Raw genomic sequence first — 12,886 nt, 5'->3', positions numbered from 1 at the left:
CCGCTACGAACGCAAGGCCGAGCACTTCCTGGCCTTCACGGCCATCGCCTGCAGCCTCATCTGCTACCGCAGACTCACCAAATGAGACGACGTCTGAACTGCGTGTACGCGGGTGCGCGCAGGTTGGCCGAGCGTTGTGCAGTTCCAGTGAGCTGCTAGTTGCTGGGACGGGTCAGGTGGTGTCAGGGTTGGTGAGGTCGTCGTGGGTGAGGGTGACGCGGGTGGCTTTGCCGGCTTTGCTGGCGGTGGTGGTGGGTGGCAGGACGCGGACGTGGATGAAGTAGACGCGGACGCCGGAGATTTCGGTGTACGGGGGCCAGGCGCCGGGGGTGCCGTCGGTGGGCAGTTCGAGGAGCTTGTCGGTGATGTTGTAGATGACGAGGTAGGCGGTGTGTTGCCCGTAGTCGTGGGCGTACTTGATGATCTGGTGCACGCCTTTGACGAGGTAGCTCTTGCCGCGACCGCTTCCGTCGAAGATCTTGCCGTCGCAGACCAGAGGGTCGCGGCTGTCGAGGTCGCCGATCAGGTCGGCTTCGCCGGAGGCTGAGCGGGGCTTGGCGTGGGTGATGTGGTCGCCCTCGAGGAACAGGAAGCGCTGCAGGTCGAGGTTGTAGACCTCTTCGCCGTTGGCGCGGTCGGCTTCGAAGCGGGTGTAGAGCTCTTCGCGGTCGAACCATTCGATGCGAATTCGGTAGCGCTCGAGGGTGTGCAGGATGCTGCTCTCGGCGCCGACGCGTTCGCTGAGGAAGTCGAAGAAGGGCTGCAGGATGTCTTCGGCGAACTCCCGCCAGCTGTCCTGGATGTTCCTTTTCGTGCTGTAGTCGCTCGCGGCGCGCCAGCCGGCTTCCGGGTCTTCTGCGTCGTCCTTGGCGATGTCCTGCATCAGTTCCCAGACGAGGGTGGCCCGTCCTTCTTCCGTTCGGCTTGGCCAGAAGAACCGGCCGCTGCGGGACAGGCCCGTGCGGAATCTCTCCCGGTCCAGCTCTGGTTCTGTCCGGGCTGCCTCCTCAAGCAGGCCTCTGAGGGCTGGCTGGCTGTTGATCCAGGTGACGGCGAGGTGGACTTCGTGGCCGGCGCTGGAGTAGGGCGCGGTCATGAGTTTGCGCAGTCGCTCGCGTACGGCGACCTGGAGGCGTTGCTGGTATTTCACCGGAAGAGGCCTTTCAGAGCTTGTCCGATCTGCTGCTGGACGACGTCGCCGGCGTTCTGCGCGCTGCCGGTCTCATCGACTAGCCAGACCTGGGTGTAGCAGCAGGGGCAGATCACGGCGGTCTGGGCAACGACCTCCGAGTAGCGGATCCACATCAGGTAGCCGCAGGCGGGGCAGGCCGTCTCGAGGTCCGAGTTGAGGAACTGTGTCGCGAGGGATTCGCCCATGGCTGGATTGTTCCGCATGGCTCTGACGGCGGCGATGTTGTCGGTTCTAGCCGGGGTGGATGTCGATGGTGGTGAGGAGGTGTTGTTGCTGGGGGTGCAGGCGTGGCCAGTGGCGGTGCTGGGTGTGGATCCATGAGGTGATGCGTGGCGGGTAGGGCTGGCCTGTTTGGTGCTGCTCGCGGGCTTGGTGGTAGGTGCGGTGCCATTGGTAGGGCCAGGGCGGGTTCCACCAGGGGTCGATGGTGTTGAGGGTGTGCAGGGTTGTGGGGGAGAGGCGGCGTTGGCCGGCTTTGCGGCGTTGTTGGATCAGCCATGCCCCCAGGGGAAAGCCCTCGTGGTGCGCGCTTTTGGGGACGCAGAGGTTGCCGGTCTCCTCGGCCCAGGCGCGGGCGTGGGCCAGTCCGGGGCTTGGTGGATAGGCGCGGGTTGCTTCGCGGCGCTTTGTGCTGGTGCGGTTTTCCGGGGTGATACCGATGCCTGTGAGGAGTGCGCGCTGTTGCGGGTGCAGCCGGTGCCAGGCGGCGCGTTGAGCGGACGCCCAGGAACTCGTGCCCGCACTGCTGGGTGTGGTGCGGGCGTGGTGGTAGGCGCGCTGCCAGCGCATGGGCCAGGGCGGGTTCCACCAGGGGTCGAGCGCGGTCAGGGCGTGGTGGAGGGCGTAGGGGGTGTTCGCGTTATGGGCCAGAAGGCGTTGCCGGGCCAGCCAGGGCCCCAGGGGGAAGCCCTCGTGGACGGCGCAGTACGGCGTTGCCAGACTGCCGTGCGCGGCTGTGTAGGTGCTGGCATGGGCCAGTGCGGTTTCGGCGTACGGGGTGACGGGCCGGGTGCGGGTGCTTTCCTCGGTGAGGCCGATGTCGGCCAGGAGGCGCTGCTGGCCGGGATGCAGGTCGCCGTACCGCGTGATCTGTCGGCGTAGCCAGGCGCGCTCGGTGGAGGAGAAGCTGCGGAACTCGTGCGTGGCGTCGAGCGGGTGGCCGGCCCGGACCTGATGGTGGATGTGCTGCCAGGAGCGCTGCCAGGCCAGAGACCAGGGCGGGCACCACCAGGGATCGACGGCGGTCAGCGCCTTCGCCGCAGCACTGTGAGGCGCGCCCCTGTCGGCATCGGGTCGGGCGTGCTGGCGTTGCCGGCGCAGCCACCGCCCCAGCTCGAACCCGTCGTGGACGGTGCTGTTCGCGGTGGCGAGAGTGCCGTGTGTGGAGTGATAGGAACGTGCGTAACCGAGTCCGACGGCGAAGTCGGCTTCGTGTTCGGCGGGCTGTGCGGCCGCGCCGCGGGCCCGGTCCGCGGCCAGCCCGATCCGGGCGAGGAGGTCCTGCTGGTCGGGCTGGAGTGTGTCGTACTGGGCGCACTGGTTGGTCAGCCACGTGGCGAGTGCGCTGCTGGTGCCGGGGAATCCGGCCGCGGCGTCCAGGACGTGACCGTCTTGGACGTGCTTTTGTGCTTGGTGCCAGGAGCGCTGCCAGTTCAGGGCCCAGGGCGGGTTCCACCAGGGGTCGATTGCCGACAGTGCCAGCGCTCGGGGTGAGGGAGCGCCATGACGCAGCTGGTAGGCCCGGTCTTTGCTGCGCTGGTTGGCCAGCCACTGCCCTAGCTTGAATCCGTCGTGGACGGTGTCGGCGGTCGCGGTCACCAGCGTGCCGTGGGTGCGGGCAAAGGCACGTGCACCCGCGAGGGTGCGCTCGAAGTGGGTGGCCATGTGCTTGCGGCGAGGCCGGGCCGCCCGTACGGCCTCGGGGGTGAGGCCGATGTCGGACAGCAGACGCTGCTGCGCGGGGTGCAGGTCGTCATAGCCTGTGCACTGGATGTAGAGCCATTCACCCAGGCCGAAGCTGGTGGCGGGGAAGCCGCGCTCGGGCCGAAGGCCGCCCCGGGCGCGGGCATGGTCACGGGCTTCGTAGTAGGTACGCTGCCACATCACCGTCCAAGGCGGTCGCCACCACGGATCCAGCACCTCGAGTTCCGCGACGTGTTCGGGCGGTACCGCGGCGGATTTCCGGTGGTTGGACAGCCACCGGCCCAGTGCAAAGCCGTTGAACCGCTCACCGATCGGAGCCGCGAGGTGGCCGTGATGGGCAGCGTAGGCACGGGCGTGGGCCAGACCGGTATGAAATGCCTGCTCGGGGGTGAGCCGAATCCCGCGGCCCCGCGACGGGCTGCCCCCCACCGCCTCCGGCTTACTGCCCGCGTCGCGATAGGCCTGCAGTTCCCGGGCGATGGGCCGGGGCCGGTGTGCCATGTGCAGCGTCCACAAACGATCGGCGGCGTCTGCACCAGCATGGGACCGCACGCAGTTGTGCACCCACACCAGCAAGGGCCCGGCTGAGGTCGAAGCGATCTTCTCGGGCAGCCAGCCCCGGTTGGTGATCTGGGCCAGCTTACTGACCAGAGCAGGCGTGTCCGCAAGGGTGTGCGGCAGGTGGCCGCCGCTCTCGGCGAGCAGCCGCCGCCTGAAGCGTTCGTCAACGAGAACAGAGGCGAGGGCAACCGTCTCCGGGTAGGTGACCGCATCCCTGGCCAGCAGCCGCCACCAGCCGGGATCGGTGCCTGGTGGCGCGAGCTGCAGTGCTCGGCGCGGCCACTGCTCTTCCTCAGGCCACTGCTGTGCCCACCAGGAAACGGCCACGGCATGCGCGACCTCGAACGCACGAACACCGTCCGGCCGATGGCGCAGCAGATTCATGTGCCGTCGGTGTGCCGTGATCATCTCCGGCAGCCCCGTCAGGTCGATCTGCTCGGTGCCAGCCGGCGCGCCGCCGATCCAATGGGTGCCGAGCGTCCAGCGCCGGTGGCGCGGGCAGACCCGGGTGTGCGGCTGCAAGTACAGCCGTGCAGGCTTGGCCCGTCCGGTGCGTGCGGCCGTGCACAGCCGGCAGCCTTCCCCCGCAGCCGGGACCACGGAGCCGAAGCGGAACCGCCCGGCCGTACCCGCCCCGTCCGCCGCAAGGGGTTCCTGAGTGGTCCAGGCAGGCAGGGCCCGCCCCAGGACGTCTTCAGGGACGCGGCTGAACGCGGAGATTCGGGTGCGCGCTTCGGCGTTGAGGTACACCTCGCCGTCCGTACGGTAGCCCTTGAACAGGCCTCCGCCGACCTGGAGGAGCGCGGGGATGAGGTCTCTGACGCCGAGCCGGTAGCGGTCGGCCAGCCGGTCCAGGTACGAAAGGTTCGTCTCGCCCTGCAGCGGCGCGACTCGTACCGGCCCCGATCGTGCCGCAGCCGTATGCGGTGGCTGCGGCTGTGGTGGAAGAAAGTCGTGCATCAGGGAGTGGAGGTCGTTTCCTGGCGGACCCGGATGTACTGGCATCCGAGCCGTGGCGAACGGGGGATTGGTGCGGACGATTGAGGCAGACGCCGCCGGTCAGGGCTGGCGTTGCGTAGGCATCCGGTGGCGCCTGGGTGCCCGGGCCCGTTGTTCGGCGGCGGTATCGAGCTCGATCTGTTCGAGCAGCTTCTTGGTGATCTTCTCGGTGCCGTCCAGCAGGGAGACCAGGGCGGCTTCGCGGATGAGGTGGGAGAGGCTGCCCATGCGGCCGCCGGTGCGGGCGTGCAGGTAGGCGGCGTGTGTGACCAGCGTGCCGGGCCGGTGCTGGCGCAGCCGCAGCGCGCTGTCCATGCCGTTCACCAGGTCATTCCAGACCTGCTTGTCGCCGCTGCTGCCGTAGCGCAGCGGCTGGTTGCGCACGATCTTGAAGCGGCCGGCGAGCTGGGAGCCGCGCACGCCGGTCAGCAGCGGTGAGGCTTCGACGTCGATGCCGGAGTAGACGAACGTCGCCGGGATCCGCTCACCGAGGTATTTCAGCTGGTCGGAAGTCTCGGCGCCGGCCCGGCTGCGGGTGTCCATCAAATGTACGTCGTCGACCAGGACCAGCTGGGTGCCCATCTCGCACAGCAGCTCGCACACGGCGTTGGTGATCTGGATCTGGTTCATCCGCTCCAGCGTCGGCAGGCCCAGGAAGCGGGCGAACTCGCTGATAAGCATTTTCGGGGTGGAGGACGGCGGCACGGTGATGAACAGGACCGGCAGACGGCCGTCCTGGTCCGGGTGGCGGAGGCGGTCGGCGAGTTCGACGGTGCGCCCGAGCTGCTGCATGGCGGTGGTCTTTCCGGTGGTGGCCGGCCCGGAGATGATCAGGCCGCGCCGGGCTCCGCCCTGCTGGCCGCGGTTGAGCAGCAGCAGACGGCGGACCGCAGTGGAGATGGCGTCCATCGCGGGGGTCTTCAGCACCACGAACCGCGCGTGGTAGTCCTCCCGCTGCTCCAGCGTCCACTCCTGGTCGTCGGCGTCCCGTGCCGGTGCGTGGGGCGCGTCGACGAACTGCTGCCACCCGTCCCATGTCGTCAGTGGGCTGTAAGTGCTCGCGCTGGCGGGCTGCGCCGTCGTCACCATGCCTGGGCCTCCCGGTACGGGTCGTAGATGCGCATGCCGCCCGCCCCGCCAGCGTCCGGCGTCTGCTCAGCGGCCTGGTCCCCGGCCGTTACGGCCGTCGGCTCGGACGCTTCATCCGCGTGGCCTGCCGTGACGTCCTGGCCGTCGGCGAGGGCGGCGAGAAGGTAGTTCTCGCCGCCCGGATCGTCATCGATGTCATCCAGGCTGTCGTCGATGTCCCAGCCGTCGGCGTCCAGCGGGACGGTGAAGGAGCCGGGCAGCCCGAACGAGGCCCCCGGCGCGAGAGGCGCAGGCCACTGCTGCGGTGTGGTGACGGGGGAGGGATCAGTCATCTGCGCGGCAGCCTGGGCCCGGGCGGCTACCGTCCGCTCTCGTCTGCTGCCCAGTCCCTGACTGGCACGGCGCAGCAGCGCATCCAGCGCCTGGGCGATCGCCGCCTCGTGCTCTTCGCGGCCATGCCGGCGTTCCACGGTGCGGCGGACGTGGTCGAAGGTGAACGCGGTGAACGGGCGCCTAACCGCCTCCGCGTGGACCCACGGCACCTCCAGCCATCCCTCGGGCAGGCGCACCCACACCCGGTTCGGATCGTAGGGGTTGTGGTGGACCTCCCACCGTCCGTTCTTGTCCGTCTGCGGTGAGCGGCGGCGCCGGTAGGGGTTCAGGCCGGGGTGGTCGTAGGTGCGGTAGCCGAAGCGGACGCCATAGTCGTTGATCGCCAGCCACCGCAAGGGCAGCAGCTCAACGTAGTCGTCGGCGGACAACGGCACGGGCACGTGCCCCGTCACCGCTACCAGCGCTGCCCACATCTCGTTCGGGGAGACGGTGACCTGCGGCATCATCGGATGTCGCAGCGCCTCGTGACGGCGCTCCTGCCACCCGCAGATGACCCACTCATCCAGCAGCTCCTGAAGCTGCGCCAGGCTCCAGCACGCATCCTCATGCGTGGCCGCGCCCCGCTGGGAGACGTCCGATCCGGTGTGGCCCGGCAGGTACTGGCTGAACCCGTCGGCGATGGCGCGGAAGGTCCGTTCCACGTTCCCCTTCGCCGGGCCGTTCGCCGGCGGTACCGGCTGCACCGACACCCCCAGGCTCTCGCACGCGGAGACGAATGAAGCCGACACATACACCCGGCCCTGGTCCACCACCACGGTCTCCGGCATGATCACCGGCCGTGCGGCCGCCTGCTCCAGCCGAGCGTCCAACGCGATCAGCCGCTCATACGGGATGACGGACCGCTGCATGGACAGTGCCTTGTCCCAGCCCGGCCGCATTGCCACCGGCACCACCATCTGCGCCAGCAGCATCGCCGCGTCCACCGACGTCGTGCCCACAGGGCGCAGCAGCGCGGCGCAGAGGCTGCGCGTCGCCACGTCCAGCGCGATGCAGAGTTCAAGACGGCCGGTCACACCATCGTCCAGCACCGCCAGCACGTCCAGCGGCGTGCTGTCCAGCATCACCAGCTCGCCCGGCCGCAGTGCCACCGTCGGCGTGAACGGAGGTGCCGGCCGCGACGCGTGCCACCGCCGCTGCGCCGCCGTTCCCAAAAGGCCCTGCCCGTCGGCCACCGCGTGCACAAGCCGGTTGAATGTCGACGCCGGCGGCAAGTCCACCACCCCCGCGCCGTACTCCTCCTCCAGCAGCCACCCCACCTGGCGGCGCAGCCGTACCAGCGTGCCTGTCGATCGCTCCCGCTGCCCCTCCAGCACCTTCCTGACTGCCGCGACCACCCGCTCATCGGCCCGCCCCACCGCCGACCGCTCCCGCACCGCCCGGCCGTCCACCAATCCCCACAAGCCCTCGCTGCGGTGGCGCGCTCGCATCCGGCGCACCGTCGCCGCACTCGCAGCCCAGCCCGCCGCCCTCAACTCCTCCGCCTTCGCCCGTTCCCGCTGCGCCAGGCTCCACGTCGCCGGATCGAACTGCTCACGCGGGGCGCCCTGGCCGACCGCGTCAGGAAAGCCGGTCTCCACCTCCCGCACATGCCGCTGCCACGCCACAGCCCGCTCGCGCACCTGTTCCGGCAGGGCCTCCAGCAGCCCGAACCGCGGCACCCTCCCCGGCGTCGGCCCGCCTTCCGCATCGAAAGACGGATCAGCGAACAGATAGGGCAGCAGCACCACCGCCGAGGTGCCCTCATCGGTCACCAGCGTGGCCCGGGCACCTTCCAGCACGGCGACCGTCCATACCCGTCCGTCGTAGCGAAGGCGCGCCCCGACTTCGACAACCGCCTGCGTCATGCCGCTCCGGCCTCCTGCCGTGCGACCGAGACAACGGCACGCTCGTGCAACGGTTCGTCCAGCCGCACCCGAAGCACACCGCTCCACAGCGCATGAAAGACCGCCGGCCACAGGGCGATCGGGTCACCCAGCTCCCGCACAGCCTCCACCGCTGGCCGCGGACTGCTGAACGCCTCCACCAGAGCTGGCGTCCACGGTCCAGCGGCGTATCGGGGATGCCGGTAACCGGCCAGCCACCGCACATTGGCCACCAACACCGGATCCGGCGGCCCCGCGAGCCGATAGGACCAGCCCACTGCCTCCGCGGCAGCCGCCACAACCCGCGCCCGCTCCGCCAGCCGGGCAGACGACCCGATGCGTCCCGCGCAGTCGAGCAACAGGCCGCTGCCGTCCTGAAGCCGGGCCATCAGCTGCGGCGCATGAGCGACGACCTTGCCGTCCTCACGCCACACCAGCTCCACTGGCCGACAGGCCAGCGCGACAACCGCCGGATCCCGGTCGAGCAGCATCAGCTGGGTCCGCATGACACCGGACCCGTACGCCACCAGCCGCCCACTGGTCGACGACCACCACCACCCCGGCGCCACGCGCCGCCCATACCGGATGGGAAACGACCGAATCACAGGACAGTCCTCAAAGACAACGTCCTGCGCCGCCTCAAGCCACGAAACCTGATGTGCCTTTCCCAGAGGATCACGAAAGCACGCGTCGACCCTGCCGGTAGCCACAGGTACAGCGGACACCTTGAGATCACCCGCCGCATCCACACCAACAACTCCGCCAGGCTTCATACCCGAAGCCAAGTACATGAGCAGAAGCGCAGATGTTCCGATCCTCGCCGCTCACCCGAAGGGATGAGAACTCTTCGCGCAGGGCGTGGTGTCTTCGGCAGACCGGGCTTGGTCCGGCTGGACAGCGGCCCGAAGTTCGAGGTCTACGACTGGGGAGGCGATCTCGTCCTTCATGGTGTCGTCTCAGCTCTGGCCTTCCTACCTGGACGCGTCCGACGGTACGGGCTGGACGACGGCTTCACCCGCCGGACCCGGGCCCCCAGGCCGACTCGGCACCGGCGCGGTCACTGCCCAGGGAACGTCCAGTGCAGCGAGGGCGGCCTGCTGCTCCTGGGCGAGCTTGCCCCACCTCGATTTGGTGTTCGAGACCCACACGCCCAACCTGACGGCCACCGGCTCGGTTTCGCCGTCGACCGTGATCTGTTCGGTGTGGCCGCGCGGGACCGGCCGGTCCGCGCCTTCCCGTTCCACCCACTGCTTGAGGGCCGCGAGGCCACGTTGGAATGCTCGCTGCGCCTTGCTCGGGCCCTTCGCCGTACGAGGAGCCGCAGGGGCGGGAGACGGTGCCTCAACGGGCTTGATGCCCAGCCTGGTCAGCCGTTCCTGCTGCTCGGTGGACAGTAGCTTCCAGGTGCCTGGCTTCTGCTGTTGTTGGAGCCATCGTCCGATGTCGTCGCCCTCGAACAGCACCCCGGGAGCGATGGCCGGCAGCACGCCGTCGGCGTCGACCAGGTCCGCGAGGGCGCGGTAGTGGCGTTGCCAGTCGAGGGGCCAGGGGCAGTTCCAGTCCGGGTCGATCTCCGCGAGCTGCGCGGCCCGGGTCTCCGCCCGCTGCGGGTCCTTGCCGAGGCCGTTTTTGCGGCGGAGGTTGGCGAGCAGCTGTCCAATGGCCAAATGCTCGTCGTCTCCCTCGCCTTCGCCCCAGAGGGCGTCTTGTCGGGGTGCGAGGTGTCCGGTGGCCCGGTGGTAGGCGCGGAGTGCGGCGAGTTTGGTCTCCCATGCTTCGTCGCCGGGCTCCCACACCATCCCGGCCTCGTCGAGGAGCTCTTTGCGGTGGGGGTCGAGTTCACCGGCCCGCAGCGCTTTTCGCTGTTGGTGCACCCATCGCCCAAGCGGAAACGCCTTCGTCGTCCCGACCTCGGTCGCGACGTCATAGGCAACGGCGTACAACCCGGTGATCCCGTTCTCGGTACGCCACCGGAGCAGGGCCTGGTAGCCCTCGAGCCAGACGAGGGACTGGGGACGGATGACGCGGCAGCGTGTGAGGGCGGCGATGTCGGCGGCGTCGCGGGGGGAGGCGAAGTTGACCACGACCGCAGTGACCCGGTCGACCTCCTGCTGCGCCTGGCTGGTCTCCTCGGGCATGTCCCCGTTCTCCGGGCCGGCCGCGCCGGTGGGCCGGACGTGGATACGCCGGCGTTCGGTACCGCGGGTCAGGGCGCAGGAGGCGAGCTGGTCCACCATGCGTTCCGAGTGCGAGCGCAGAGCTTGGAGGACGTCGACCAGGGGCTGGTAGCTGGCCGAGGCGACCATGTCCTTCGGGTCCTCCCCGGGCTGCAGGAAGATGGGAATGATGATCCGCGCGGTCTTGGCCGTGCCGTCCGGGTTGGGGCGCAGCGCCCGTCCGATGTTCTGAACGATGTCGACCTGGGAGCTGCGCGAGCCAACGATGCACACGGCCTCGACCCCGCGCAGCCCGGTGATGTCGACTCCGACCCCGAGGGCGCGTACGGAGGAGAGGAACGCCCGGTGCACCCGCCGGTTCTGGGCGTCGATGCCGTTGGCGAACCGGTGGATCACTTCACGCCGGTGCGCGATGGGATGGTCCCCGCACAGCCAGTCCGCCCACACCCGGTCCGGAGGCACGTGCCGGCCGTCCTCCAGCTCGTACAGCTCAGCATCGATCGACGACGCGGGCAGCTCCTCCGCACCTACCAGCGCCGCCGCGGAAGCTTCAGCGGTGTACAGCTCGGCGGCTGTGCGCGGCATCTGCTCGGCGAACGCTGCGGCTTCTTCGACCCGCTGGTGGAACACCATGGTGGTGTGCAGATTCTGCTGCGCCGCGTGCTCCAGCAGTGCGGCCTGGAGCAGGGCCATGCGCCGGCCACGCAGCGCGTCTTCCGACAGGCCCAGGATCGGGTCGGGGTCGCGGATCTCCAGCACGTCGATCTCGAATCCCGCGAGGATTGAGCGTTCTACCGCCTCCGCCAGCCCAAGATCGAAAATTCGGGTGCCGTAGGTGCTGGAGTCGTCCTCCATCGAAGCGATTACCACCTCCCGCCCGTCCCGCCCGCGCTGCGGCCGGGGCGCGGCGAGGATGCGCGGGGTGGCGGTCAGGTAGAGCCGGAAGTCGACAGGGATCCGGCTGTTGTCGTGGATCGCCGCCCACGGCCGGCCCATGTCTCCGGCCGTCATGTGCCCCTCGTCCAGAATGGCCAGGTCAAACGGAGCCATCCGCTGCCCGTACAGCCGCTCCCCGCCCGCCAGAGCCGACTCCAACGGCCCAGGAACAGTCCGGCGACCAGTGACATCGGCGGGGTCCTCGCGATCCACGAGAGAGGCGTACGTGGCGAACACGACCACCGGACCGGTCCCGGCCCACAGGGCGAGCTGGATCGGGTTGGTGGTGGTGCGCACTCCGAGCTGCTCCAGGACCTCGTCCTTGTCCACCGAGCAGACCGCGACCATCGGCGCCTGGTGCCCGACCCGCCGCCAGGACTGGGCACTCTGCACGATCAGGTCAAGCGTGGGCACCATGACGAGGATCCGCCCCTCGGGGAAGTACTCCAGAGCGCACGCAGCGGTGGTGATCGTCTTACCGGATCCCGTCGCGGACACCCCCATGGCACGAGCCCCTTCTGGAGGCACAAAAGATCTTGCAGGAAATCCGACCCAGTTACGAAAGCGCAATTTCTGGTCGACCTGGTGTTCCTTGAGCGGAATCAAAATCATTTCGGTGCCCTCCCCGATTCTATTTCTGTGGTCCTTCGATGGCCGTGTGCGGAATGCAGGCCGCACCCGAGCCGTTCCAGATCGACGCACCCGCCCTGTGCCAGCCGGGCTTTCCCTCCTTGAAGGGGGGCTGGTCGTCCGGGTCGTAGTGCCCGACACCGAGCGTGCAGAGGATGTAGTCCTCGTCGCTGTTCACCGTCCGCGCCGTACACAGACCGCCGGCCTCGCCCAGCACCTCCAGCACCCGGCGCCGCGCCGTGGGGTGCGGATGGGCGCGCGGCAGCACGGACTCCCGGACGAACCCCTCCAGCCACACCAGGTCCGCCCGTTCACGCTGCCTCACGTCCGCGAAATGTACGGCCAGCTCAGCCACCCCGCCCGACCGGCGCCGCGCCGTGGCCAGTCCCGGCCCGCGATGCCCCCCAGGGCCTCGCTCACCGCCATCACGCCTTCGTCCCAGCCGTCCGCGAACACAGCACACCCCGAGAAGCCGGCGCCATGCCGTCCAGCTCCACCACCTCGCACTGCGCCCCAGCCACCAGGTCGTCCGCCTCGCTCGCGGGCACGCCCGGCGCTCCAGGAGCGCGAACAGTCTCAACCGGGCGCTCACACACACTGTCTGATACTGCGTCACCCGGCGCATCGAATCGCTGCTCAGTGTGGGATCTGGTCCGGTAGATTCGTGGTGACCGGTCATCTGGCCATCCTCTCGGAACCTGGGAGATTCCCGAGTGACTGGCGGGTGTCCCAGATTTCTGCCAACGATACATGCTGCATCTATCTGAGGCAGCCACTACACCAGAACCCGACACGAACGAGCGACCCCGCTCCTCGTAGCCAGCCAGGCCCGCGCAAGCGGGCCCCTGGGTCCTGGAGGCGCAGCCGGAAGGGCCCTTGAGGCGGGGGAGCGCAGCGGACCCGCCGGCCCAGGGTGGAGCGAAGCGAAGCCCAGGGTCAGCGGGGCAAAGCCCCGCAGCTCCGGAAGCGCAGCGGACGGAGCGTCACCAAGCCCGCGAAGCGGGCTTGGTGAGCGGGATGCGCAGCGTCCCGCCAGCGCTCCCGCGGAGCGGGAGCGCAACACCCGCGTGCAGCGCGGGTGTTCGCTTGCACATCGCGCAGCGATGTGGTACCCGCTCCGCGGG

8 protein-coding genes are annotated in these 12,886 nt (G+C 69.2%); all 8 read right to left on the bottom strand.

Features of this window, described 5'->3' with window-relative positions; genetic code table 11:
• Positions 1–172: 172 nt before the first annotated feature.
• Entirely contained in the window at positions 173–1,150 is a 978-nt protein-coding gene (locus AC07DA_RS35910; protein WP_479132455.1) for a hypothetical protein, read from the bottom strand.
• A complete protein-coding gene (locus tag AC07DA_RS35905; protein WP_479132454.1) occupies positions 1,147–1,377 on the bottom strand; it encodes a hypothetical protein in 231 nt (76 codons plus the stop codon). The genes AC07DA_RS35910 and AC07DA_RS35905 overlap by 4 nt, the downstream gene beginning before the upstream one ends.
• Before the next feature lie 46 nt (positions 1,378–1,423).
• Positions 1,424–4,636, bottom strand: coding sequence for a Helicase associated domain protein (locus AC07DA_RS35900; RefSeq protein WP_479132453.1), 3,213 nt, complete (start codon positions 4,634–4,636; stop codon positions 1,424–1,426).
• 99 nt (positions 4,637–4,735) lie between these two features.
• Complete coding sequence (locus tag AC07DA_RS35895; protein WP_479132452.1) at positions 4,736–5,764, bottom strand: TniB family NTP-binding protein; 1,029 nt, start codon at positions 5,762–5,764, stop codon at positions 4,736–4,738.
• Positions 5,758–8,001 carry a transposase family protein gene (locus AC07DA_RS35890; protein WP_479132451.1) on the bottom strand — a complete coding sequence of 748 codons (2,244 nt, stop codon included), beginning with the start codon at positions 7,999–8,001 and terminating at the stop codon, positions 5,758–5,760. The genes AC07DA_RS35895 and AC07DA_RS35890 overlap by 7 nt, the downstream gene beginning before the upstream one ends.
• Positions 7,998–8,792 (bottom strand): TnsA-like heteromeric transposase endonuclease subunit, encoded by a 795-nt coding sequence (locus AC07DA_RS35885; protein WP_479132456.1) that lies wholly within the window; start codon positions 8,790–8,792, stop codon positions 7,998–8,000. Before AC07DA_RS35885 ends, AC07DA_RS35890 begins: the two co-directional genes overlap by 4 nt.
• A 198-nt stretch (positions 8,793–8,990) precedes the next feature.
• Positions 8,991–11,744 carry a helicase associated domain-containing protein gene (locus tag AC07DA_RS35880; RefSeq protein ID WP_479132450.1) on the bottom strand — a complete coding sequence of 918 codons (2,754 nt, stop codon included), beginning with the start codon at positions 11,742–11,744 and terminating at the stop codon, positions 8,991–8,993.
• 19 nt (positions 11,745–11,763) lie between these two features.
• Complete coding sequence (locus AC07DA_RS35875) at positions 11,764–12,087, bottom strand: hypothetical protein (RefSeq protein ID WP_479132449.1); 324 nt, start codon at positions 12,085–12,087, stop codon at positions 11,764–11,766.
• Positions 12,088–12,886: the final 799 nt, after the last annotated feature.

The organism is Streptomyces sp. NPDC044921 (genome assembly GCF_056432865.1).
This window is presented reverse-complemented; position numbering and strand designations above follow the sequence as displayed.

Excerpts from the sequence above, each read along its gene's own strand:
- AC07DA_RS35905 (WP_479132454.1), bottom strand. The coding sequence starts at position 1,377 with ATGGGCGAATCCCTCGCGACACAGTTCCTCAACTCGGACCTCGAGACG.
- AC07DA_RS35900 (WP_479132453.1), bottom strand. The coding sequence starts at position 4,636 with ATGCACGACTTTCTTCCACCACAGCCGCAGCCACCGCATACGGCTGCG.
- AC07DA_RS35895 (WP_479132452.1), bottom strand. The coding sequence starts at position 5,764 with ATGGTGACGACGGCGCAGCCCGCCAGCGCGAGCACTTACAGCCCACTG.
- AC07DA_RS35890 (WP_479132451.1), bottom strand. The coding sequence starts at position 8,001 with ATGACGCAGGCGGTTGTCGAAGTCGGGGCGCGCCTTCGCTACGACGGA.
- AC07DA_RS35885 (WP_479132456.1), bottom strand. The coding sequence starts at position 8,792 with ATGAAGCCTGGCGGAGTTGTTGGTGTGGATGCGGCGGGTGATCTCAAG.
- AC07DA_RS35880 (WP_479132450.1), bottom strand. The coding sequence starts at position 11,744 with ATGATTTTGATTCCGCTCAAGGAACACCAGGTCGACCAGAAATTGCGC.